At 63.9% G+C, this 23,815-nt stretch carries 20 protein-coding genes; 19 read left to right on the top strand and 1 reads right to left on the bottom strand.

Annotation, left to right across the window (positions count from 1 at the left end):
• Nucleotides 1-150: 150 nt before the first annotated feature.
• The 3 genes from OCL88_RS05190 to OCL88_RS05180 all read left to right on the top strand — a co-directional run bounded on the left by OCL88_RS05190 (nucleotide 151) and on the right by OCL88_RS05180 (nucleotide 2,326).
• Nucleotides 151-1,281: a GTP-binding protein gene (locus OCL88_RS05190; protein ID WP_264961833.1), complete on the top strand. Its 1,131-nt coding sequence runs from the start codon at nucleotides 151-153 to the stop codon at nucleotides 1,279-1,281.
• A gap of 25 nt (nucleotides 1,282-1,306) precedes the next feature.
• Nucleotides 1,307-1,429 (top strand): type B 50S ribosomal protein L36, encoded by a 123-nt coding sequence (gene ykgO / locus OCL88_RS05185; RefSeq protein ID WP_021472472.1) that lies wholly within the window; start codon nucleotides 1,307-1,309, stop codon nucleotides 1,427-1,429.
• Between the two features lie 78 nt (nucleotides 1,430-1,507).
• Complete coding sequence (locus OCL88_RS05180; protein WP_264961832.1) at nucleotides 1,508-2,326, top strand: shikimate 5-dehydrogenase; 819 nt, start codon at nucleotides 1,508-1,510, stop codon at nucleotides 2,324-2,326.
• Between the two features lie 41 nt (nucleotides 2,327-2,367).
• Here OCL88_RS05180 and OCL88_RS05175 read toward each other — a convergent pair whose 3' ends face one another.
• Nucleotides 2,368-3,600, bottom strand: coding sequence for a THUMP-like domain-containing protein (locus OCL88_RS05175; protein WP_264961831.1), 1,233 nt, complete (start codon nucleotides 3,598-3,600; stop codon nucleotides 2,368-2,370).
• A 68-nt stretch (nucleotides 3,601-3,668) separates the two neighbouring features.
• Between OCL88_RS05175 and OCL88_RS05170 the strand changes: the two genes are divergently transcribed.
• From OCL88_RS05170 to guaA, 16 genes are all read left to right on the top strand, one after another.
• Complete coding sequence (locus OCL88_RS05170; protein WP_264961830.1) at nucleotides 3,669-4,088, top strand: hypothetical protein; 420 nt, start codon at nucleotides 3,669-3,671, stop codon at nucleotides 4,086-4,088.
• A 198-nt stretch (nucleotides 4,089-4,286) separates the two neighbouring features.
• Nucleotides 4,287-4,583: a co-chaperone GroES gene (gene groES, locus OCL88_RS05165; RefSeq protein ID WP_011775524.1), complete on the top strand. Its 297-nt coding sequence runs from the start codon at nucleotides 4,287-4,289 to the stop codon at nucleotides 4,581-4,583.
• Nucleotides 4,584-4,669: 86 nt separating this feature from the next.
• The gene (groL, locus tag OCL88_RS05160) at nucleotides 4,670-6,283 is read left to right on the top strand and encodes a chaperonin GroEL (RefSeq protein ID WP_021472476.1); all 1,614 of its coding nucleotides are present in this window, start codon (nucleotides 4,670-4,672) and stop codon (nucleotides 6,281-6,283) included.
• A 443-nt stretch (nucleotides 6,284-6,726) separates the two neighbouring features.
• Nucleotides 6,727-8,790, top strand: coding sequence for an acyltransferase family protein (locus OCL88_RS05155; protein ID WP_264961829.1), 2,064 nt, complete (start codon nucleotides 6,727-6,729; stop codon nucleotides 8,788-8,790).
• Complete coding sequence (locus OCL88_RS05150; protein WP_264961828.1) at nucleotides 8,787-10,844, top strand: acyltransferase family protein; 2,058 nt, start codon at nucleotides 8,787-8,789, stop codon at nucleotides 10,842-10,844. Before OCL88_RS05155 ends, OCL88_RS05150 begins: the two co-directional genes overlap by 4 nt.
• A 210-nt stretch (nucleotides 10,845-11,054) precedes the next feature.
• Nucleotides 11,055-12,563, top strand: coding sequence for an IMP dehydrogenase (gene guaB / locus OCL88_RS05145; protein WP_021472479.1), 1,509 nt, complete (start codon nucleotides 11,055-11,057; stop codon nucleotides 12,561-12,563).
• Between the two features lie 178 nt (nucleotides 12,564-12,741).
• Entirely contained in the window at nucleotides 12,742-14,601 is a 1,860-nt protein-coding gene (locus OCL88_RS05140) for an ABC transporter ATP-binding protein (RefSeq protein ID WP_021472480.1), read from the top strand.
• A 69-nt stretch (nucleotides 14,602-14,670) separates the two neighbouring features.
• Nucleotides 14,671-15,807, top strand: coding sequence for a GuaB3 family IMP dehydrogenase-related protein (locus OCL88_RS05135; protein ID WP_021472481.1), 1,137 nt, complete (start codon nucleotides 14,671-14,673; stop codon nucleotides 15,805-15,807).
• Nucleotides 15,808-16,019: 212 nt separating this feature from the next.
• Nucleotides 16,020-16,829: a hypothetical protein gene (locus OCL88_RS05130; protein ID WP_264961827.1), complete on the top strand. Its 810-nt coding sequence runs from the start codon at nucleotides 16,020-16,022 to the stop codon at nucleotides 16,827-16,829.
• Nucleotides 16,830-16,877: 48 nt separating this feature from the next.
• On the top strand, nucleotides 16,878-17,510 hold the full coding sequence (locus OCL88_RS05125; protein WP_062097422.1) for a hypothetical protein: 633 nt from the start codon (nucleotides 16,878-16,880) through the stop codon (nucleotides 17,508-17,510).
• Nucleotides 17,507-18,154, top strand: a complete 648-nt coding sequence (locus tag OCL88_RS05120) for a hypothetical protein (RefSeq protein WP_031216587.1) — start codon at nucleotides 17,507-17,509, stop codon at nucleotides 18,152-18,154. The genes OCL88_RS05125 and OCL88_RS05120 overlap by 4 nt, the downstream gene beginning before the upstream one ends.
• 103 nt (nucleotides 18,155-18,257) lie before the next feature.
• On the top strand, nucleotides 18,258-20,012 hold the full coding sequence (locus OCL88_RS05115) for a glycerol-3-phosphate dehydrogenase/oxidase (RefSeq protein ID WP_264961826.1): 1,755 nt from the start codon (nucleotides 18,258-18,260) through the stop codon (nucleotides 20,010-20,012).
• Between the two features lie 60 nt (nucleotides 20,013-20,072).
• Entirely contained in the window at nucleotides 20,073-20,561 is a 489-nt protein-coding gene (locus OCL88_RS05110) for a PTS sugar transporter subunit IIA (RefSeq protein ID WP_021472486.1), read from the top strand.
• Between the two features lie 43 nt (nucleotides 20,562-20,604).
• The gene (locus tag OCL88_RS05105) at nucleotides 20,605-21,504 is read left to right on the top strand and encodes an SURF1 family protein (protein WP_264961825.1); all 900 of its coding nucleotides are present in this window, start codon (nucleotides 20,605-20,607) and stop codon (nucleotides 21,502-21,504) included.
• The gene (locus tag OCL88_RS05100) at nucleotides 21,501-22,001 is read left to right on the top strand and encodes a DUF3817 domain-containing protein (protein ID WP_264961824.1); all 501 of its coding nucleotides are present in this window, start codon (nucleotides 21,501-21,503) and stop codon (nucleotides 21,999-22,001) included. Before OCL88_RS05105 ends, OCL88_RS05100 begins: the two co-directional genes overlap by 4 nt.
• A 123-nt stretch (nucleotides 22,002-22,124) precedes the next feature.
• A complete protein-coding gene (gene guaA, locus OCL88_RS05095) occupies nucleotides 22,125-23,714 on the top strand; it encodes a glutamine-hydrolyzing GMP synthase (protein ID WP_031216589.1) in 1,590 nt (529 codons plus the stop codon).
• Nucleotides 23,715-23,815: the final 101 nt, after the last annotated feature.

The raw sequence follows: 23,815 nt of genomic DNA, 5'->3' as shown, positions 1-23,815 counted from the left end.
GTTGTTTTGTCATTCGGCCGGACGCCGCCCCGCTGCGGGGCCGCCAGCGGTCGGATCAAGTCTAGTGCAGCCCAGGGCACCGGACGGGCGAAGGTTAACCTCTTCCCCCTTTCTTGCTATTGAGAACAATTCTCAATTATGATGGTTTTCATGCACATCACCGTCGTTAGCTCACTGGACACCCATTGCCGGGATTCTGCTGCTGCCCGGCTTGGCCGTACCCACGGCAACTCGGCGGTAGTCCTCCACGACCTCCTGGACGGGTCGCTCGTCCTGCGGAGGGTTTACCGGGACGGCCAACTCTTTGAGCGTGAAACCACGGTTCTGGAGCACGGCTGCCTCAGCTGCACCGTCCGCCTGGATGTGGTCCCTACCGCGGAGCGGCTCGCTTCCGGCGGCTTCGACCAAGTAGTCCTGGGACTCCCGCCGGGAGTGGCAGCAGCCATGGCGGCAGCCGAACTGAAACAGGCCCTGGATGGCCCCATGGTCATCGACAACGCGGTGCTGGCAGTCGACCCCGCGGAGCTCGAGGACCACATGTGGGACCGGCACACCCTGTATGAGTCCGGCTTCACCGCAATGCCCGAAGACGACCGGACCAGCGGTGAGTTCCTCATCGGAGAATTGGGCCACGTGGACTCCGTCATGCTGTTTCCGGGCCTCAGTGCCGGGCTGAGCGGTGAAACGCGGATTGACAGCGCGCACTGGCGGGCCGGCGTAGAACTCCTTGGGCAGTTGGCGCCGCATGCTGCCGTTATCGGATCCGCTGATAAGTTCACGCCTGGATGCTACGACCACGCCGAGGCAGTCGCCCGGACCAGGCCCGGTGAGGTTCGCCGTCCACAGGACGACGCCACGGGGACGTTCAGCACCGTCCTCCACGCTCTGTCCAAGCCACTCCATCCCGGCCGTTTTCGTGAAGTCCTGCCACAGCTGGCCGCCGGCACCCACTGGATGCGGGGCCGCCTTTGGATTGCCTCGGCCGCCAACATCCGGATCGCAGTTCAGGGGATAGGCCCTCGCGTTTGGCTCGAAAGCACAGGGCCCTGGACAGTCGACGCGGCCGCACAGGCAAAGCCGGACACCGGCGTCGACATAGTCCTTAACGGGCGCCCCCTCCATGGCGACCGCGGAACCGTGCTGGCCCTCACCGGACGGTCGGAAGACATGAACGCCCAAGAAATCAGGCAGCTGTTGGATGGCTGCCAGCTGACCGAGGCGGAGATGGAGGCCCAACCCGCGGCGTGGGATGACCCGTTCGAGCTCAGCAAAGCCCTCTAGCCCTACAACACAAAGGAGAACACCAATGAAAGTCCGCAACTCGCTCCGTGCCTTGAAGAAGATTCCCGGAGCCCAGATCGTGCGGCGGCGCGGACGCACGTTCGTGATCAACAAGCAGAACCCGCGCATGAAGGCCCGGCAAGGCTAGCCGGAACCACGGGCGGGTCGGCGTTCATAAATATGACTTAGTAGTCCACCCGCCCTGTCCGGGCTGTTTAATGGATGCATGCCCATCCTCAACAAAGACATGTCCCTGTGCATCTCGCTGGCTGCGCGACCCAGCAACATCGGGACCAGGTTCCATAACTATCTCTATGACCAGTTGGGCCTGAACTTCGTTTACAAAGCCTTCGCCCCCGCGGACATCACCCTGGCGGTCGCGGGCATCCGCGGGCTTCCCATCCGTGGCGCCGCAGTCTCCATGCCCTACAAGGAGCAGGTCATTGACCTGGTGGACGTCATGGACCCGTCAGCGAAGGCCATCGACTCCGTCAACACGATCGTGAACAATGACGGCGTCCTCACTGCCTACAACACCGACTACATTGCCATCGCGCGGCTCCTGAACGACCACGAGGTGCCGACCAGCCACTCAGTACTGCTCCGTGGCGCGGGCGGGATGGCCAAAGCAGTGGCCGCCGCCCTCCGTGACGCCGGGTTCACCGACGTGACTATCGTGGCGCGCAACGAAACCACGGGCAGGGCGCTCGCAGGGCTGTATGGCTTTACGTGGCGGGACGACGTGAACGGCTCCACAGCGGACCTCATCATCAACGTCACGCCGCTGGGCATGGCCGGTGCCGACGAGACTGCCCAGTCCTTCGACGACGCCACCATTGCAGCGGCGAAGGTGGTGTTCGACGTCGTCGCCTTGCCGTCTGAGACTCCGCTGATCGCTGCGGCGCGCCAGGCCGGCAAGCCCGTCATCACGGGAGCGGAAGTGATTGCCATCCAGGCGGAAGAACAGTTCGTTCTGTACACGGGCGTCCGTCCCACTCCCGAACAGGTCCGCGAAGCGTCGGAGTTTTCGCGGCGCCAAGCCTAAGGTCGGGCCCCGGGGCCCTCCCGCCAGCGCCCCGGCCTGTGTCAGGCGCTGACCGGCTCCACGACGACGGCCACCCTCTCCTCCCCGATCCGGGTGAGGACCAGGGTGGCTGTCTTGGGTTTTCCGGCTTTCCCGGCAGGTTTGCCCGGCAGGAGTTGCTTGCGGAGCTCTTCCGGCGTGACCGCTGTTCCGCGCTTCTTGATGTCCAGTACGCCGATTCCGTTCGCTTTTACCCAGGCCTTGAGGGCTTTGACGTTGTATGGCATGACGTCCAGCACCCGGTAGGCGCGGGCGAAGGGCGTGTCGCGCAGCTCCGGCGCGCAGATGTAGGCAATGTGCTCGTCCACCAAGTGGCCGTTCAGCATTCCTGCCACATCCGCGACGAGGCCCGCCCGGATCACTGCGCCGTCCGGCTCGTACAGGAATCCCTCCACGGGCCCGACGGCGGCTGCCGGGCCGCCGTCGAAATCCTCACCGCTGGTGATCTCCGCAGCGCCCTGGGGGCCGATTACCATGGCCGCCCGACGGACACCGGGCCGCGCCACTGCGTTGAACCACAGCGTCACCTCTGTGACGTCGCCCCCTACGGACACCCACTGCGCTTCGCAGCCTGCGGGAACTGATTCGTGAGGCATGCCCGGACCCATTTTGACGCCGACTGCGCGTCCCGTGGCGGCAAGGCCTTCCACGAACGACAACGGCGGAGAGAAAGCTTCCGGGTCCCAGATCCGCTTGGTTCCGGAGGTGGACGTGGTGCGCCGTGCCGGATCAAGCCACACCCCGTCCACGCCGTCCAGGTCAACGGAGGTGGCATCGGAATGAAGGACCTTGGCGTGGGGGAACGGCATGAGGTTGATAGTGGCGCACGCGGCTGTGGTCTCGTCCATTTCAACGGCGGTGACGTTGATGTCCATGGAGGCCATTGCCATGGAATCGGCGCCCAATCCACAACCCAGGTCAGCCACGTGCGAAATTCCGGCTTTGGCGAAACGTTCAGCGTGACGTGCCGCAACGTTGAGCCTGGTGGCTTGTTCCAGGCCGGCCTGGGTGAAGAGCATTTGCCGGGCGAACTCTCCGAACTTTGCCTCCGCGCGGGTCCTGAGGCGGGATTGGGTAAGGACCGCGGCGACCAGCTCTGCCGGGTGCCCGGCCTTGCGCAGTTCCTGGTTCACTGCCATGGCGTCGGCCTCTTTGTAGGGCCCTAACGAGGCGAGAAGCTCCCATCCTTCGGTAGTCAGCAACGGCGCGAGGTGGTCCTGGGGAGCGTGGGGCATGCCATCCAGCCTAACGTTTATGTCCCGCGGGCCGGGACGGGCCAGATCATCCGGATAGGGTTGTTTTCATGGAAGACACCGCAGCCCCGCAGCCCTCCGACACCAACAATCCGGACGACCACAGTTCCGCCCGTTCCGGAGCCGAAGAGCATAGCCCGGGCCGGTCGCTTTCTGCTTACGCCCGCCCGGCGTTGATCGCCGGCGTCGTTATCGCCGTCGTCTGCGTGGCGCTGTTGATCGTTATTTTCGCCTTGGACGCCTTCAACGCAGCTGCCTATTCCGTCTCCGGAAAAAACATTGGCGACGCGACGGACGAGGCCCGCGATATCCGCGAGCTGCACAGCGGCGCCCGTGCAGGGGGAATCATCGGTCTGGTGATCTCCGGCGTCGTAGCTATCGGCGCCGGCGTCGTGCTGTACCTGAACCGCGGAACGGCGGGCGGCAACGACGACGAGGACTACGATCTCGAGGACCTCCGGGATAAGTAGTCCGGGTTCACCCATGACGAAATGCTGGCACTCACCTTGACCGAGTGCTAACGCCTTACATAGAGTCTTGTTAGCACTCTCCCCGTGAGGGTGCTAACCACTACCGCCAGGTACGCTGCCGGCACCGCGACGACGGTTGCACGCCTCGGCACCCTTGTTCTTAGTCCATGAATCAGCTCATGAAAAGGAGAGATCCGAGTGTCGGTCTCGATTAAGCCTCTTGAGGATCGTATTGTTGTTCGCCCGCTCGAAGCAGAGCAGACCACGGCTTCCGGCCTGGTCATTCCGGACTCCGCACAGGAGAAGCCGCAGGAGGGCGAAGTTGTTGCAATCGGCCCCGGCCGCTTCGATGACAACGGCAACCGCGTGCCGGTTGACGTAGCTGTTGGCGACGTCGTTATCTACTCCAAGTACGGTGGAACCGAAGTCAAGACCGGTGGCAACGAGTACCTCGTTCTGTCCGCCCGCGACGTCCTCGCGATCGTCGTAAAGTAACTTCCTGGAATCCCGCGCTGCAGGCCCGCTTGGAATATCTTCCAGCCGCCTGCGGTGCGGGTTTTCCGTTCTGAAAGGACATAACCATGGCAAAGCAGCTTGCGTTTAACGACGCTGCCCGCCGGTCCCTCGAGGCCGGTATCGACAAGCTCGCCAACACCGTCAAGGTGACGCTTGGTCCCCGCGGCCGCAACGTCGTCCTGGACAAGAAGTGGGGCGCCCCCACGATCACCAACGACGGCGTGACGATCGCCCGCGAAGTTGAGCTGGACGACCCCTACGAGAACCTTGGCGCACAGCTTGCCAAGGAAGTCGCCACCAAGACCAACGATGTTGCCGGTGACGGTACCACCACCGCCACCGTGCTTGCACAGGCCCTGGTCAAGGAAGGCCTGCGCAACGTTGCAGCCGGCGCCGCACCGGGCGAAATCAAGCGCGGCATCGAGGTTTCCGTCGAGGCCGTTGCCGCCCGCCTGCTGGAGAACGCCCGCGAAGTCGAAGGCACCCAGGTTGCCAACGTCGCTGCCATCTCCGCGCAGAGCGAAGAGGTTGGCGAACTGCTGGCGGAGGCCTTCGGCAAGGTGGGCAAGGATGGGGTCATCACCATCGAAGAGTCTTCCACTACCCAGACCGAACTCGTCCTCACCGAAGGCATGCAGTTCGACAAGGGCTACCTTTCCCCGTACTTCGTCACCGACGCAGAACGCCAGGAAGCCGTCCTCGAAGACGCCCTGATCCTGATCAACCAGGGCAAGATCTCCTCGCTGCAGGAATTCCTGCCGCTGCTGGAGAAGGCGCTGCAGGCCTCCAAGCCGCTCTTCATCATCGCCGAGGACATCGAGGGCGAAGCCCTGTCCACGCTGATCGTCAACCGCATCCGCGGCACGCTCAACGTTGTTGCCGTCAAGGCTCCCGGCTTCGGCGACCGCCGAAAGGCCATGCTGCAGGACATCGCCACCCTCACCGGTGCGCAGGTTGTTTCCCCGGACCTGGGCCTGAGCCTGGACACCGTTGGTCTGGAGGTGCTGGGTACGGCCCGCCGTATCACCGTCACCAAGGACCACACCACCATTGTTGACGGCGCCGGAACCGAGCAGGACGTTGCGGACCGCGTTGCCCAGCTCCGTGCTGAGCTCGCCCGCACCGACTCCGACTGGGACCGCGAGAAGCTGCAGGAACGCCTGGCCAAGCTGGCCGGCGGCATCGGCGTCATCAAGGTTGGCGCTGCTACCGAAGTGGAGCTCAAGGAAAAGAAGCACCGCATCGAGGACGCTGTTTCCTCTACGCGTGCCGCCCTTGAAGAAGGCATCGTTTCCGGCGGTGGCTCGGCCCTCATCCACGCTCTCAAGGCCCTGGACGAGGACCCGGCCGTCAAGGCACTCGAAGGCGACGCCGCCGCTGCGGTTGGCATCGTCCGCCGTGCACTGACCCAGCCGCTGCGCTGGATTGCCCAGAATGCAGGCTTTGACGGCTACGTTGTGGTTGCCAAGGTTTCCGAGCTCGAGGCGAACCACGGCTTCAACGCCAAGTCCGGCGAGTACGAGGACCTGACGGCTGCCGGCATCATCGACCCCGTCAAGGTCACCCGCTCCGCCCTCCGCAACGCCGCTTCGATCGCTGCCCTGGTTCTCACCACCGAGACCCTGGTTGCCGAGAAGCCGGCCGAGGAAGAAGACGCACACGCAGGCCACCAGCACTAGGCTGCCTGCCCCAAAGAGCCCCGGTCACGCCCAGTGGCCGGGGCTTTTTGCTGCCTCGCCGCGGCTGCAAACGGTCCCTCTATCACCTCCCGCCGGCTTTCGGCCGTCCCTCTATCACGTCCCGCCGGCTTTCGGCCGTCCCTCCATCACGTCCCGGTCCCGGCCGACGTCATTGGGTCGGAAGCCCGGCAACCGGCTGATTCTTTGCGTGGAATGCGTCACATTGCGGTCGGTAGTCTTGACTAAGTACCCTTATTATCGTTTTGCCTCGTCACAGCAGTGTTGGTCCTCCGGGCGCAGCCCCGGCACGGTCCCGATCCTTAGTGCAAGGTGCGCTGATTGGCGTTCCCCCGCGCCTCCGGTCAAGCCACTTGACTGGGTCGCATGCTCCAAACCGCATATGATGGAACCTTTGCAAAATAGCCCCTGAGGAATCGCCTAACGTGTCTGCATCAACGATCCAACAGCCCGCCCGTCCCGACAGGCGGGCTCATGGACCCGTTGCCAAGTCAAAATTCCGCCCGGAAATACAGGGTCTCCGTTCGCTCGCAGTCCTTATGGTGGTCAGCTACCACATCTGGATCGGCCGCGTCTCCGGCGGTGTGGACGTCTTCCTGCTGATCTCGGCGTTCCTCATGACGCTCCAGTTCACCGGGCGCTACAAGCAGCGCCGTCCCATGGACTTGGTCCGGCATTGGCTGCACCTGTTCCGGCGCCTGCTGCCGGCCGTCGTCGTCGTTCTGCTTGGCACCCTGGCCGCCACCTTTGTGTTCCTGCCGCCCACGCGGTGGGTGGAAGTGGTGAACCAAGGCTGGGCGTCGTTGTTCTATTTTGAGAACTGGCTGCTTCAGACGCTGGCGGTCAACTACTACGCAACAGACCACAGCCTCGCCAGCCCCCTCCAGCACTTCTGGTCGCTGTCCATCCAAGGGCAGGTGTTCATCCTGTGGCCGGCCATTTTCGCCGCCGTGGCAGTGGTGTGCCGGAAGTTCCAGCTCCGTTACCGGGCGTCGTTGGCCTACGTTTTCGCGCTGATCTTCATCGCTTCGCTGACGTACTCCATCATCTTCACCGCCAACAACCAGGCGGTGGCCTACTTCGATACGTTCGCCCGGCTATGGGAATTTGCCTTGGGAACCTTGGTTGCCCTGATCCTGCCTGCCCTCGACTTCTCCAAACCCGTCCGTGTGGTGATGGGTTGGGTGGGGGTCGCCGCCATGCTCAGTTGCGGCATCCTCCTGCAGGTGCAGACGGCGTTCCCGGGCTTCGTCGCCCTGTGGCCAACCCTTGCCGCCGTTGCCGTCATCGCAGCAGGCCAAACGGGCAGCCGCCTCGGCGTGGACCGCATCCTGAGTTCAAAGTTCCTCGTCCGCCTGGGGGACAATTCCTACGGGCTATATCTGTGGCATTGGCCCATCCTGGTGATCTACCTGGCTTGGAGCGGCAAGGACCACGCCGGTTGGTTGTCCGGCTCGGCGATCATTGCCCTTGCTTTGGGCCTGGCATTCCTTACCACCAAGTACGTGGAGAAGCCCTTCCGCGAATGGAAGTGGCCGGAGGTGAAGCGGCGCCGCGCTGCCATCTCCATCGCCGTATGCCTGGCGGTTGCCAGCGCTCCGATGGTGGGCTTCCAGTACAAGCAGTACCTTGACCAAAAGGCCGCTGAAACCCAAGCCTTCAATGACAACCCCGGCGCGCACGCGTTGCTTCCGGGTTACGTCAATCTGGTGAGCGAGGGAGCCAAGACCCTGCCCACGGCCGAGCAGTTGCCGGAGGATTGGGCCCGCCTGAACGGCACGTGCGAGGGCGCCGACAAACCCGAGGACAAGCTCCTCGCGGAGAACTGCCAGCAAAACGATGTTGGCGATGACGCCGTGAAGAACATTGTGGTGCTGGGGGATTCCCATTCCCAGCAATGGCTTGCGGCCCTTGGCCCCATGGCCGAAGCGCATCGCTGGAAGGTGACGGCGCTCCTCCTGGGCGGCTGCCATTTCATGCCGGAAAACCCGGACGCGGAGGACCAGTGCAACGAGTTCAACTCTGCGGCCTTCCGCTACGTGGCGTCTCAGACTCCGGACGCAGTGTTCATGGTGGGCACCATGGCATCCCCATCGTCCCCGGATGAAAAGCTTGTTTATGGTTTCGACCAGACCGTCACCAATCTCAACGACCTCGGCATCCAGGTGGTGGCCGTCCGCGACAACCCCCGGTACGACTACAACGTGACCGAGTGCGCCCTCGCCAAGGGCGTGGACAGTGCCGAGTGCAAGTCGGACCAGCCCGATGTCCTTGCACCAACCAGTCCGTTCGCCCAGGTGCAGGGAACTTTCGGTAACGCCGCGTTCCTGGACATGACCGATTTCCTTTGTGACGGAACCACGTGCCCCAGCGTCATCGGCAATGTGTTCGTCTACCTTGACGACAACCACTTGTCCCGGACTTACGTCAAGAGCATGGGCGATATGTTCTCCGAGAGGTGGTTTGCCGCGACTGGATGGGCGCAATGACGGAACAGACAAAAAGCACGACGGCGGAACGCACCTTCCGGCCGGAGGTCCAGGGCCTGCGGGCCCTGGCCGTGTTGATGGTCGTCACGTACCACATCTGGCTCGGCCGGGTGTCGGGCGGGGTGGACGTATTCCTGCTCATCTCGGCATTCCTGCTGACGCTGTCCTTCACCAGGAAACTTGAAGGCGGCAAGCCCCTGCGCCTGCTGCAGCACTGGCTGCACGTGTTCAAGCGGTTGCTGCCCGCCGTCGTCGTTGTGCTGCTGGGAGTCCTCACTGCCACGTGGGCGTTTGTCCCGCAGAGCCGCTGGCCGGACGTTCTGGCGGAGGCCTGGGCCTCTTTGCTGTACCGGCAGAACTGGCAACTGGCTGATTCCGCCGTGGACTACTATGCCCAGAACCATTCAGGCGCCAGCCCCCTCCAGCATTTCTGGTCTTTGTCGATCCAAGGTCAGGTCTTCATCCTGTGGCCGTTGATCTTCGCCGCCGTGGCCCTGCTGCAGCCCTTCCTCGCCAAGGCCTTCCCCGGCAGGAAGGCAGCGGGCCACCGGTCTTTGCTCCTGGTGGCGTTCGGGGCCGTCTTCGTGGCGTCGCTGGTGTACTCCATCGACCAGACGGCCAGCAACCAAAGCTACGCCTACTTCGACACCCGCACCCGGCTGTGGGAATTCGCGCTGGGATCCTTGCTCGCCCTGGCCTTGCCGTACCTGAAACCGGGTCCCAAGCTCCGCGTGTTCCTCGGCTGGGGCGGCCTGGCTGCCATGCTTTCCTGTGGACTGGTGCTCACGGTTAACCGTTCGTTCCCCGGCTTTGTTGCCCTGTGGCCCACCCTGGCCGCGGCCGCAGTGATCGTGGCAGGGCAAAGCGGAAGCAGGATCGGAGCCGACCGCTTCCTTGCCTCCCGCCCGGTGGTCATGGTGGGGGACAACTCCTACGCCTTGTACCTGTGGCACTGGCCGGTCCTGGTGTTCTTCCTCCTGGTGACGGAAACCGCCACGCCCAACCTGCTGCAAGGACTGGCCATCATGGCCGTTTCCATGATCCTGGCGGTGGCCACTACCCGGTTCGTGGAACGTCCCATGCGCCGCTGGGAGTGGCCCAACGTGCGCTCCTGGCGTGCCGCCGTCGTGATTGCCTCCTGCGGTGCCCTGCTCGCGCTGCCTGTCACCGCATGGCAGGGTGCCATCTCGGCTGAGGGGGCGGCGATCGCGGACCAGCCCATGGAGCTGACCCCGGGTGCCGCTGCGCTGGCACCGGACAAAGCCGGGCAGCCGACTCCCGAAGCGAAGATCATCCCGGCGCCGGCCGCCATGAAGGATGAGTGGGCGGACATCGACGGCCTCTGCACCGGCGATAACGTCCCGTCGGATCCTCTGCTGGAGGGCTGCCTCCAGAACGATCCGCCGGACGTCACCACCAAGAAGATCGTGGTCCTGGGTGACTCGCACGCGCAACAGTACATGGCGGCACTGGGCCCGATTGCAAAAGCGCATGGCTGGGAAGTCGTGACGCTCCTGAAAGGCAATTGCCGGTTCGGCGCGGAGTCCACGGAACGGCCGGACGACTGCAACGCGTTCAACAAAGCCAGCGCGGCTTACGTCCTGGAACACAAGCCGGATGCCGTGTTCACGGTGGCATCACTGACCCATGTCACTGAACCGTTTGAAACAGAGGTCCCGGGCTACCTGGAAGGCATCAAGCCCTTTACCGATGCCGGAATCGACGTCGTGGGCGTTCGGGACAATCCGCGCTTCAGCATCAACATGCCGGAGTGTGTCCAGAAGAAGGGGCCGGATTCCCCCGACTGCAACGCGCCATTGGAGCACTCGTTGGCGGCGTCCTCGCCATTGGACGACTACGCGGGCAAGGTGGACGGGCTGTACCTGATGGACATGAGCGATTTCATTTGCGCGCAGGGTACGTGTCCGGCCGTGGTGGGCAATGTGTACGTCTACAAGGACGACAACCACCTCACCAAAACCTATGTGCAGAGCATGATTCCCATGTTCGAAGAAAGGCTGCTGGCCGCGACGGGTTGGGCTACTTCCCGGTAGCCATGGGTGCCCTCCGCGGTTGAAATGCACGACGGCGGCCTGCCGCCAGTGCCGTTGCTCACACTCAGCTGCCGCGGAATATGGCGATCGCCGCGGAGGTTCTAGTATTTATCCAACACTTCTGCACAGGCCAGTCCCGTAATGACGGGCTGGTCATCAGTTGCAACCCCTACCACTTCCAGTCCCCAAACCCAGGTAAGAGGCGCACTCATGACCCAGCCCGAACACGATCCCTTTGGCTTCGTAGGCCTCACCTACGACGACGTCCTGCTGCTGCCCGGCCACACGAACGTCATCCCGTCCGAGGCCGACACGTCCTCGCGCATCTCCAAGCGCATCACGGTCCAGACGCCCTTGCTCTCGGCAGCCATGGACACCGTGACCGAGTCCCGCATGGCCATCGCCATGGCACGCCAGGGCGGCCTCGGTGTCGTCCACCGCAACCTGTCCATCGATGACCAGGCAGAGCATGTGGACCGCGTGAAGCGCAGCGAATCCGGCATGATCACCAACCCCGTGACCATCGGCCCCGAGGCAACGCTGCTGGAACTTGATGAGCTGTGCGCCCGTTACCGCGTCTCCGGCCTTCCTGTGGTGGACACCGACGGCCGTCTCCTGGGCATCGTGACCAACCGCGACACCCGCTTTGTTCCCGAATCGGATTTCCCGCTGCGCAGCGTCAGCGACGTCATGACCAAGATGCCGCTGGTCACCGGCCACGTCGGGATCAGCCGCGAGGAAGCTTCGCACAAGCTGGCCACCAACAAGATTGAAAAGCTGCCGCTCGTGGATGACCAAGGCCGGTTGAAGGGCCTCATCACCACCAAGGACTTCACCAAGGCCGAGCAGTACCCGCTGGCCACCAAGGACGATGAGGGCCGCCTGCGTGTCGGTGCGGCCATCGGCTTCTTCGGTGACGGCTGGGAGCGCGCCATGAAGCTCATCGACGCCGGTGTGGATGCGTTGTTCGTAGACACCGCGAACGGCCACTCCCAGGGCGTGCTGGACATGATTGCCAGGCTCAAGTCCGATCCCGTTGCCGCGCACGTGGACATCATTGGCGGCCAGGCAGCCACCCGTGAGGGAGCCCAGGCTCTGATCGACGCCGGTGCCGACGGCATCAAGGTGGGGGTCGGTCCCGGTTCCATCTGCACCACCCGCGTGGTGGCCGGTGTCGGCGTTCCGCAGATCTCTGCCATCTACGAATCCGCGAAGGCCGCGATTCCGGCCGGCGTTCCGCTGATCGCCGACGGCGGCCTCCAGTACTCCGGCGACATCGGCAAGGCGCTGGTTGCCGGCGCCGACACCGTGATGCTCGGTTCCCTGCTGGCCGGTTGTGAAGAGTCTCCGGGCGATCTCATCTTCGTCAACGGCAAGCAGTTCAAGAGCTACCGCGGCATGGGCTCCCTGGGGGCCATGCAGTCACGCGGCAAGAACACGTCCTACTCCAAGGACCGTTACTTCCAGGCCGACGTTTCCGGTGACGACAAGCTCATCCCGGAAGGCATCGAAGGCCGCGTTGCCTACCGTGGGCCCCTGGCTTCGGTGGCGTACCAGTTGGTCGGCGGCCTGCGCCAGACCATGTTCTACACGGGCGCACCCACCATCCCGGAGCTGAAGGCGCGCGGCAAGTTTGTCCGCATCACCGCTGCAGGCCTGAAGGAATCGCACCCGCACGACATCCAGATGACGGTGGAAGCGCCGAACTACTCCCGCTGATTCCCTGCAGGATTGACGCGATCGAAGACTCCCCGTGGTGTTCCACGGGGAGTCTTCGCGTCCGGGCATGTTCCGCGGGCAACCGCGGTCCCTTCGCGGCTGGTGCCTTGGTGTCAGAGGGGAGGAATAGGCTGGGCGTATGTCAGAAAACCCAGGTGGCCCGGGCCGCGACCGGCCTATGCATCCGGAGTCCGTCCGGGTGACCAAGGCGCCGCCCCGGAAGCTGGCACTCCGGCCGTATGCACGCGCCGTCGGGCAGGTCCTGAAGGTCAGCTTCAAGGCCTCGCCCGCCGCCGTCATCATGAAGGTGGCCGGCTCGCTGATTTCAGCCACGCTGCCGCTGGTGACAACATACTTCGCTGCGTTGACCACAACGGCGCTGGCGGCCGGCTACGCAGGAGACCCCGACGCCGGTCCGCGCGCCATCCTGTACGTCGTCATCACGGCGGCGTTGGGACTGTTCTGGGGCGGCTTCAGCAGCGTTGACCGCTACATCCAGCAGCTCATGAGTTTCCGGGTAGGCGCAATCGTCGGCGACATGATGTATGAGCGCTTCCTTGCCTTGGAATTCTGGCGTTACGACGATAAGGAAACGGTAGACCTCTACGATCGTGCCAAGCGGTTCTCCGACTCCTATGCCCGCGTCCTTGACCGCATTGCCGCGATCTTCACGCAATTGGTTTCCGTTATCCTCGCCGTCGGAGCCTTGTTCCTGGTGAGCTGGTGGATTGCGGTGATCGTCCTGGTGGCGATCGTGCCCAGTGTCTATCTGCAGTTCAAACTTTCGCGTGAACAGATCGCCCACTGGAACACGCAGGTCGACTCCCGGCGGCAGCGCCGCATGATCGAACAGAACCTCCTGAGGCCGCAACACATTGCCGAGATGCGCCTCTACGGGATCGTGGGGTACCTTATGGGCCTCCGGTCGAGGTTGCGTGACGCGGACGAGCGCCGGCGCCTCGATTTCCAGAAGCGCTACATCCCCAAGCAATTGGCGGCCGACGCACTCCAGTACGGCGCCGAGGTGGTCTCGCTCATCTGGGTGGTCGGGCAGATCATTGCCAGGGCGCAGCCCGTGGGCCAGTTCCTCTATGTTCAGCAGATCGTGAGCCGGGCCCTGTCCACGGCCAACAACCTGGTGTCCTCGCTCAGCTCCATCGACGAAGACCTCGCCAACCTCAAGGACTACGAGCTCTTCATGACGCTGCCGGTGCCCACCGGCCACGAACCGCCGCTCCTGAAATCCCCGCAAACCGTGGAAATGAAGGACATCCGCTTCAGCTACACCGGCAGCGATATTGAAGTCATCAAGGGCATCTCGCTCACCATCAAAGCCGGGCAACACATCGCGATCGTGGGGGAGAACGGTGCTGGAAAGTCCACGCTGATCCGGATCCTGGCCGGGCTGTACCGGCCGGACTCAGGCCAGGTACTGCTCGACGGCGTCGACCTCGCCACCGTTGACGTGACCAGTTGGCACCGCCATCTGGCCGTGTTGAGCCAGGAGTTCCTCAAATACGAGTTCGCCACGGCCGCTGACAACATCTACCTGGGGGACGTCCAGCAACCCCGGGACGATCAGCGGATCAGGCGCGCGGCATCTGATGCTGAGGCCATGGACTTCATCAACAAGCTTCCCAACGGCTTGGACAACCACGTCAGCAACTGGATGGAGGATCCGCGCGGACGCAAGGGGAGCGGGCTGTCGGGTGGCCAATGGCAGCGCCTCGCCATGGCACGCAACTTCTACCGCGACGCATCCTTCATGGTGATGGACGAGCCCACCTCGGCCATCGATGCCCTGGCCGAGCACCGCATCTTCTCGCGGCTTTTCGCCGACCGCAGCAGTACCATCATCGCCATCAGCCACCGCCTGGCCACCATCGAGAAGGCTGACGTCGTCTACATGCTCGAGGACGGCCGGATCGCGGAGCAGGGAACGCATAAGGAACTTGTTGCGCTGCGTGGCCGGTACTTCCGGATGTTCGAGTCCCAGCTGTCAGTGGATGAGACCAGTCGGGCGGCTCCAGAGGCTTAGAGCGGTGGAAAACCGCGCGGCGTGCCGGGCGGTGCCTGGTTGCCGGAGGGGTCCAGTAGAGTTGTAGCCGTGACTTATGAGATTGAGATTGGCCGTGGCAAGCGTGGGCGTCGAGCCTACTCCCTGGATGACATCGCGATCGTTCCGAACCGACGGACGCGTGACCCGAAGGACGTCTCGGTCTCCTGGCAGATTGACGCCTACAAGTTCGACATGCCGGTGATTGCCGCTCCCATGGACTCCGTCATGTCCCCTGAAACGGCCATTGCCCTTGGCCGGCTGGGTGGCCTTGGCGTCCTTGACCTTGAAGGCTTGTGGACCCGTTACGAGGACCCGCAAAAGGTCCTCGACGAAATTGCCGGCTTGGCCGACGAAACCAGCAGCCCCGCTGTCACGCGGCGCATGCAGGACCTCTACCAGGCTCCCGTGCAGCCCGAACTCATCAGCTCCAGGCTCGCCGAGATCCGCGCAGCGGGAGTAACGGTTGCTGGTTCACTCACGCCGCAGCGCACCCAGGAGCACTACAAGACCGTGGTGGCTGCCGGCGTCGACATCTTCGTCATCCGCGGCACCACAGTCTCGGCTGAGCATGTCTCCAAGAACCACGAGCCCCTGAACCTCAAGCAGTTCATTTACGAGCTCGACGTTCCCGTGATCGTGGGCGGCGCGGCCGGCTACACCCCGGCGCTGCACCTTATGCGCACGGGCGCTGCCGGCGTCCTGGTCGGTTTTGGCGGCGGTGCGACGACCACCACCCGGCGTGCGCTTGGTATCCACTCGCCCATGGCCTCAGCCATCTCCGATGTTGCTGCTGCCCGGCGGGACTACATGGACGAATCCGGCGGACGGTACGTCCACGTCATCGCCGACGGCGGCATGGGCAGCTCCGGGGACATCGTCAAGGCGATCGCCATGGGCGCCGACGCCGTGATGCTCGGCAGCGCGTTGGCACGTGCCGAAGAGGCTCCCGGCCGCGGTTGGCACTGGGGCCCGGAAGCACACCACCTTGAATCACCGCGTGGGGATCGCGTCAACGTGGGAACCGTCGGTCCGCTGGAGGAAGTCCTGTTCGGACCGGGTCACCACACCAACGGCACGTCCAACCTCATCGGAGCACTCCGCCGGTCCATGGCCACCACGGGCTACTCGGACTTGAAGGAGTTCCAGCGCGTGGATGTTGTGGTTTCGCCCTACGAAGGCAACTGATTTCCTGACGTGAAACGCCCCTGCTGGTCCCGGTCTTTACGGGGACCTGCAGGGGCTTTTTTCGTTGCCCGGGGAAGTTCTCCCCATCGCGTTGTGTTGCCCCCGCACGTAGTCTGGCAGCCGAAGAACTATTGCTGTCATGAATCGGGGGAAGTATGGCGCCGGGAATCTACGGGGCAGACATTGCACCACTGAGGTCTCTGTCAAAGGTGATGGGAACATCGGGGAACACGCTGGCCAACCTCGAGCTCAACATCAACGGGATTGTGGCTTCGGCCGCCTGGAAGGGCGCGGACGGCGATCGGTTCCGGGCTGACTGGTCAAGCAAGATGCGGCCCATGCTGCACAAGGCCAGCGAGTCCCTGCGAATCCAGGCAAAGGCCCTCCTGGTCCAGGCGGATGAACAGGAGCAGGCCAGCCGGACAGGCTCCGGAACGTCGCCCGGCCAGGGCCCGACGCCGGCTCAGCCTTCCACGCCCTTCACCCCCGTGGTGGATGCCAACGGCAACACTGTCTACCAGTCCTTGAACTTTGCGGCTTCCGGCAGCGGCTTCATTGCTGATGTCCTCCTGAACAGGATGGCCCAAGGCGGCCTCCTGTCCCGGATGCCGTGGAGCGTCCTCGGTGCACAGTACGGGCAGATGCCGGGCGTGGGCTATGTGAGGGGCACCCAGCTGCTCAATGGCCTGTCCATGGTGGGCCGCGCCGCCGGTGTCCTGAGCGTTGTAGGCGGCGTTGCCCAGTTCGCCGACGGGTACATGCGCGGCGATGGATATGCCATGGCCGATGGTGGCATCACCACGGTCCTGGCCGCCGGCAGCTTCGTGCCCGTGGTGGGTCCCTTCTTTGCCGGGGCAAGCCTGGCCTGGGCGGGAATGGGGTTCCTCGCCAAGGGGCTCGGCTATGGATCCACCTCGGAAATGGTGGTGGACGGGGCCAAAGCCGTGGCCGGGGCAGTAGAGGACGGAGCCCAAGCCATTGCGGACGGAGCCAAGAAGGTGTGGGGCTGGCTCGGTGGTTGACCGGCAGTCCTGGGATAGCGTTGTACAGACGAACAACATGAGGATGGCATGACACAGACAGCAAACGTGGACACACTGCGACTGACCGATCACGAACTCCTGGCGTTGCTTGCCATGAACCCCACGCCCGCCGCGGAAAGATCCCGGGAGCTGTTCCGCCTTGCAGGCGTGAACCACCAGGACGTGCTGGAGCAGGCGGGAATCACCACCCTCCTTGTGCGTGGCCTGGCGGAGGTTGCCGGCGAGGACATCGTTCCCGTGGACAAGGGAGCCATTGTGGCTGCCGTGGTCTCTACCGCAGACGAGTGGCTGGAGATGGCTTTGGTGACGCCTACCAGCGACCATGTGCTGTTCATTGCGGGTTCGGAGCAAGGCGCCGTCCTGCTGAACCTCAGCCGTTACGGGGTTCATGAGATCCAGCCGGTTGATTCGCGCTCAGGGATGCTGTCACTGGGTGTTGCGATCGCCAAGCAATACTTGGTGGACGGCCCTGACGGACTACCCGCAGCCGCGATGATCAAGCACCACCGGGCCGGGGGTGAGCCTTTGGTCGCCAACCTCAAGGCCGGTGAAGACGGCAGTTGGACACTTGCTGAGGGCGACGGCGACAATCCGCCTACCCGTCCGGTGCCCGCAACGGAGGCCCTCGCTTCCTTCGAGGCCGCGCTGACCTTCGCATGAGTCAACAGTTCCACTCTCCAGGGCACCATTCCAGGCAATACCCCCTGGATTACTGGCTGTCCCGTGATGTCGCCCGGGCCACCCCGGAAGGCACGCAGTCGGTATTGCGAAACATGGCCTGGAACCAAGGCCAGTGGCGTGGCCTCGCCGTCGCTTGTGGCGGAAGCGGGGCCGCGCTGCTGGCGGCAGCACTGCTCATCCTGATCCTCGGTGGCCCGGCCGTCGGGATAGTCCTGTTCGCTGTGGCCGGGCTCGGCCTCCTCGGCGGTGCCGTGCTTGCGTTGCAAAAGCTGCGCGGCGTGCCCCGTATCAAAGCCGTGATGCAGTCCAGGGCGCCCGGAAAATTTTCCTCCGGGCTCGGGCTGGCCGCCTTCCTGGCCGTGGTGTTTGGCATCGGGCTGTTCCCGGTTGTGGCCCCGTTGCTTCAAGGAGGACCACTCCAAGTCCTCGCGTTCGTGGCGGCCTACGCGTTGATGCTGGTGGTCGTTGTGAGCCTGTTCGCGGTCCCTGCCTTCTTCTCCGAACACGCACGCGAGCACTTCCGCAGGCGCATCGACGCCGATCTGCAACTGCGCCGATATCTGGAAGAAATGGCCCTCACGTGGCAGGACACCCAGGGCGGCAGGGCATTCGGCCCGCTGTAGGGACCGGCGCGCCCAAGGATCTCCGGGAAACCGGCACTGCCGCGGGCGGCGGCCAACCAGTAGGGTAGTGGACTACCAGCTGTTGCGTTTGAGGAGGAGTCCGATGAGCAATATCGCAGGCGGTTCGCAGGTGAATTCTGCGGGAGCCCTAAGCCCCGAGTCCCGTGCCGCATCCATTGAAGCGTTGAAGGCCACTGCTGAGGCAGGCAAGGAACTGGACATCCTGATTGTCGGCGGAGGCGTCGTGGGCGCCGGCGCCGCGCTTGATGCAGTGACCCGTGGCTTGACGGTGGGCATCGTCGAGGCGCGCGACTGGTCATCGGGCACGTCGTCGCGATCCTCCAAACTCATCCACGGCGGCTTGCGGTACCTTGAGATGCTGGACTTCGCCTTGGTGCAGGAAGCGCTCCAGGAACGCGGGCTCCTGATCCAGACCATTGCACCGCACTTGGTCCGCCCCGTGCCGTTCCTGTACCCGCTGACGCGGCGCTTCGTCGAGCGGCCCTACGTCGGCGCCGGCATCATGCTCTATGACACCCTGGGCCTCACCTCCGGCCACAGCCGTGGCGTGCCGATGCACCGGCACCTCACCAAGCGCGGCACTCTTCGTGCAGCTCCCAGCCTCAAGGACGACGCGTTCGTGGGATCCATCCGCTACTACGACGCGCAGGTGGATGACGCGCGATTGGTGGTCAACGTCGTCCGGACCGCCGCGCACTACGGAGCCCATGCTGCCAACCGGCTACGCGTGGTGGACTTCCTCCGCGAGGGTGAGCGCGTGGTCGGCGCCAAGCTTGAGAACCAGGAGGACGGCGAGGTTTTCGAAGTCCGGGCCAAGCAAGTGGTCAATGCCACGGGCGTCTGGACGGACGAGACCCAGGCCATGGTCACCGATCGCGGCCAGCTCAAGGTCCGGGCATCCAAGGGGATCCACCTGGTGGTTCCCCGCGACCGTTTCCAATCAACCGTGGGTCTCATCCTGCGCACGGAAAAGTCGGTCCTTTTCGTTATCCCCTGGGGTCGCCACTGGATCATCGGCACCACTGACACCGACTGGACGCTGGATAAAGCGCACCCCGCAGCTTCCAGCAAGGACATCGATTACGTCCTGGAGCACGTCAACCGTGTCCTGAAACGCCCGTTGACCCGTGAGGATGTGGAGGGCGTCTATGCCGGGCTCCGGCCGCTCCTCGCCGGGGACAACGACTCGACGGCAAAGTTGTCGCGGGAGCACGTCGTGGCGCATCCGGTTCCAGGGCTCGTGGTGGTTGCCGGCGGTAAGTACACCACGTACCGGGTCATGGCCAAGGATGCCGTGGACGAGGCCACCCGGGCCATGGATGAGCGGGTCCCGCCAAGCTGCACGGATACCATTCCGCTGCTCGGAGCCGAAGGCTTCAAGGCAGCGTGGAACCGGCGCGCACGTTCAGCGGAGGAAGCCGGAGTCCACGTGGCACGGGTGGAGCACCTGCTGAACCGTTACGGCTCCATGACAGCCGAGATACTGGATCTAATTGCGCGGCAACCGGAATTGGCGGAGCCGCTGCCCGGCGCGGACGATTACCTGGCAGCCGAAGTGGTCTACGCAACCACCCACGAAGGCGCACGGCATGTACACGATGTCCTGACGCGCCGGACCCGGATATCCATCGAAGCCTGGGACCGGGGTGTGTCCGCCGTTCCGGTAGTCGCTAAGCTGATGGGAGAAATCCTCGGCTGGAGCGAGACCCAGCGCGAAAGCGAAATCAAGCATTACTTGGCAAGGGTGGAAGCCGAAAGGCTCAGCCAGGAGCAGCCGGACGACGAGTCAGCGGATGCGGCCCGCATGGGAGTCGATGACATCATGCCCCTTCGCTGACATTCGCTTGGCTCCGCCGGGGGACTCCGGCCGGGAGGCCGCATCTGGAGGGAACAGGACTTGGCAGAACCACTTGACCGGTATGACGCGGAACTCACAACGCCGCAGACCGTCATTCTTGAACTCGTTGCCGAGGACAAGAATGACGCTGCGGCGCAGTTGGCCGGAAAGCTTTACGAAGCAGGCAGGATTACGGACCTCGACGGGTTCCTGAAGCAGGTTCAGTCGCGTGAACACCAGCTGGCCACGGGCCTTCCCGGCGGCATCGGACTTCCGCATGCGCGCAGCGAGTTCGTGGACCGGATCTCCATCGCCGTTGGCGTCACCAAGTTCGGGCACGCCCTGGACTTCGGTGCCACTGACGGTCCCGCCACCGTCATCCTCCTGATCGCCACCCCTGCAAGTTCCTTCTCCGACCATTTGGAAGTCCTTGCCACGTTGGCGAGGTCACTGTCCAAGGAGTCATTCCGGGAATCCTTGCGCCGGGCCCATGACACCGAAGTCATCGCAGAGCTCATCAACTCCTCCCTGGTGTTCTTCGACCATTGACCCCGTTTCGTTGTTCTACAGCCGGACGAAGTACGGTTAAGGGGTGTTGAAAACTGCGTTGAAACCCCGCTGGATCGCAGGATTGGTCTTTGCGCTCCTGCTCTCCGGGGTTTTTGTGCTGCTCAGCCAGTGGCAGCTCAGCCGTTCAGCACAGCACGAACCGGCCACCCCGTCCTCCGTGGAGGAAGTCAAACCCTTGGTGGACGTCCTGAAGCCGGGGCAGTTCTTTCCCGGTTCGGTGGAGGACCAGATGGTCACAGCCACCGGGAGCTACGATCCGGGCAAGCAGGTGCTCGTTGAAGGCAGGCTGTACGACAACCGGAAGGGCTACTGGATCGTCACGGCCTTCGCCGTGGATAACGCTCCCAAGCTCAGCGGAGCAGCGGCGTCACCCCAAACCTGGATACCTGTTGCACGTGGTTGGGTGGCCGAACCCGACCAAGCCGGACCGCCGCCGTCGGGCCCTCTGACGTTGACCGGCCGCCTGCTGGCCTCTGAAGCGCCATTGCCCAATGTCGACGCCGGTCCAGGCCGGGCTTCGGCGGTTTCCGTCGCGGAGCTCATCAACAAATGGGACGTTTCCAGCTACCCCGGATTCGTCGCAGCCACCGCTGAATCGACGCCCACGGGCCCGGTCCCGGCGAACGAGGCCGTGAAGGCCCTGAACATCCCGGCCCAGCCGCCTGCCACGCAGATCAACTGGTTGAACTTGTTCTACTCGGTTGAGTGGGTGGTGTTCGCAGGCTTCGCCCTGTACATCTGGTGGCGCATGGTCGCCGATGACTACCGTCGGGACCTCGAGGGCGACGAGTTCGACGGTGACGACTTCGACGACGACTTCGACGACGGCGGCCCTCACCACAACCGCGAAGCGCACCACAACGGCGAACCGGCCGTCCAGGAATCCCAACACTCTGAACCAGAACATAAGGTACAGCCATGATTGAACCCAAACCTGCCATCCAGCCCGAACAGTCCGGACCCAAGCCCAAGAAGCGGCGTTTCGGCGGAACCGTAGCGCAGATCCGTTCGGCCCTGAAGTTCTACAAAGTGATGGCTTACCTCACCGGTGCCATGCTTCTCCTGCTGTGCGCAGAGCTGGTGGCCCGCTACGCCTTCGGTGTCTCGCTGTTCGCCGGCGGGACAAACGCCGTGACCGGCCAGCCGTTCGGTTTCGGATTCGCCCAGTCTGAACCGAAGGGCGTCATTGGCGGATTCAACATTTCCACCACGGTGCTGATCGTCCACGGCTGGATGTACGTGGTGTACCTGGTTTCCAACTTCCGGCTGTGGTCGCTCATGCGGTGGCCGTTCTCCAAGCTGATCCTGTTGGCGCTGGGCGGCGTGGTCCCGCTCCTGTCCTTCATTGTGGAGAAGAAGTTCCACGCGCAGGTCGAGGCGGAACTTGCGGCCAACCCTAAAGCGTCAAAGCGGTACTGAAAACGTCGTCCGTCCGCCGGGTGGTGTGAGATCGCTTACGGTGGGCCCGTTTTAGGCTCTATTTGACCGTCAGGGGCGTTCCCCGGCGTGCGCCGGGGCGGCCGGGCAAAGTAGTCTTGTTTGGTGACTACTCCCACCGCACCCCAGACTTCCCAGAAGCCGGTGCTGGTTGTTGACTACGGTGCCCAGTACGCGCAGCTGATTGCCCGCCGCGTCCGCGAAGCAAATGTGTATTCGGAAATTGTTCCGCACACCTTCACCACCGAGCAGCTTCTGGCCAAGAACCCGGCAGCCATCATCCTCTCCGGCGGACCGTCCAGCGTGTACGCGGATGGTGCCCCCAAGGTTGACGCTGACCTTTTCGACGCCGGCGTTCCGGTTTTTGGCATCTGCTACGGCTTCCAGGCCATGGCGAACGCACTGGGCGGAAAGGTAGCCCGCACGGGCCTGCGGGAGTACGGCGCAACCGAAGCGCTGCTGGTGGGCGATGCCCGCTCCATCCTTGACGGCGTTCCCGCCACCCAGAACACCTGGATGAGCCACGGTGACTCCGTCCACGAGGCCCCGGAAGGCTTCGAGGTGCTCGCAACCACTGAGGGCGCCCCCGTTGCAGCGTTTGCCAATGACCAGAAGCGCCTTTACGGCGTGCAGTGGCACCCCGAGGTCAAGCACTCCGTACTGGGGCAGCACGTCCTGGAGAACTTCCTGTTCAAGGGAGCGGGCCTGACGCCCAACTGGACCACCGGCAACATCCTCGAAGAGCAGGTGGAACGTATCCGCCAGCAGATCGGGGATTCTAAGGTCATTTGCGGCCTTTCCGGCGGCGTCGATTCCGCTGTGGCCGCCGCATTGGTGCAGCGTGCCGTGGGGGACCAGCTGACCTGTGTCTTCGTTGACCACGGTCTGCTGCGTGAAGGTGAAGCCGAGCAGGTGGAGCGCGACTTCGTTGCAGCCACGGGTGTCAACCTCTACGTTGCCAACGAACAAGAGCGTTTCCTCAACGCACTGGCCGGCGTCAGTGATCCGGAGACCAAGCGCAAGATCATCGGCCGTGAGTTCATCCGGGCCTTCGAAGAAGCGGAACGGGCCATCATTGCCCAGGCCGCGGCCGAAGGTGAGAAGATCAAGTTCCTCGTGCAGGGCACCCTGTACCCGGACGTCGTCGAATCAGGCGGTGGTGAGGGCGCAGCCAACATCAAGAGCCACCACAACGTTGGCGGGCTCCCGGAGGACCTGCAGTTCGAGCTCGTTGAGCCGCTGCGCGCCCTCTTCAAGGACGAGGTACGCGCCGTTGGCGCACAGCTCGGCCTGCCCCAGGAAATCGTTGGCCGCCAGCCGTTCCCCGGCCCCGGCCTGGGCATCCGGATCGTCGGCGAAGTCAATAAGGAACGGCTCGACCTCCTCCGCAAGGCGGACGCCATTGCCCGCGCCGAGCTGACCGCTGCCGGCCTGGACAACGACGTTTGGCAGATGCCGGTGGTGCTGCTCGCCGACGTCCGCAGCGTTGGCGTGCAGGGCGACGGCCGGACCTACGGCCACCCCATTGTCCTGCGCCCGGTGTCCTCCGAGGATGCCATGACGGCGGACTGGTCGCGCTTGCCGTATGACCTTCTGGCCCGTATCTCCAACCGCATCACCAACGAGGTGGATGGCGTCAACCGCGTGGTGCTGGACGTGACCAGCAAGCCGCCGGGAACCATCGAGTGGGAATAGCATCGTAAATGGCCGGTCTCCTTTTGGGAGGCCGGCCATTGCGTTATCCAGGGGCAGGCCCGAACGTGGCGGCCCCCACGAATTGTGGTCGATTTTTTCCC

Source organism: Paenarthrobacter sp. PAE-2 (assembly GCF_026013155.1).
Taxonomy (GTDB): domain Bacteria; phylum Actinomycetota; class Actinomycetes; order Actinomycetales; family Micrococcaceae; genus Arthrobacter; species Arthrobacter ureafaciens.
The sequence above is the reverse complement of the archived record's forward strand: the minus strand, read 5'-3'. Positions and strand labels throughout refer to the sequence as shown.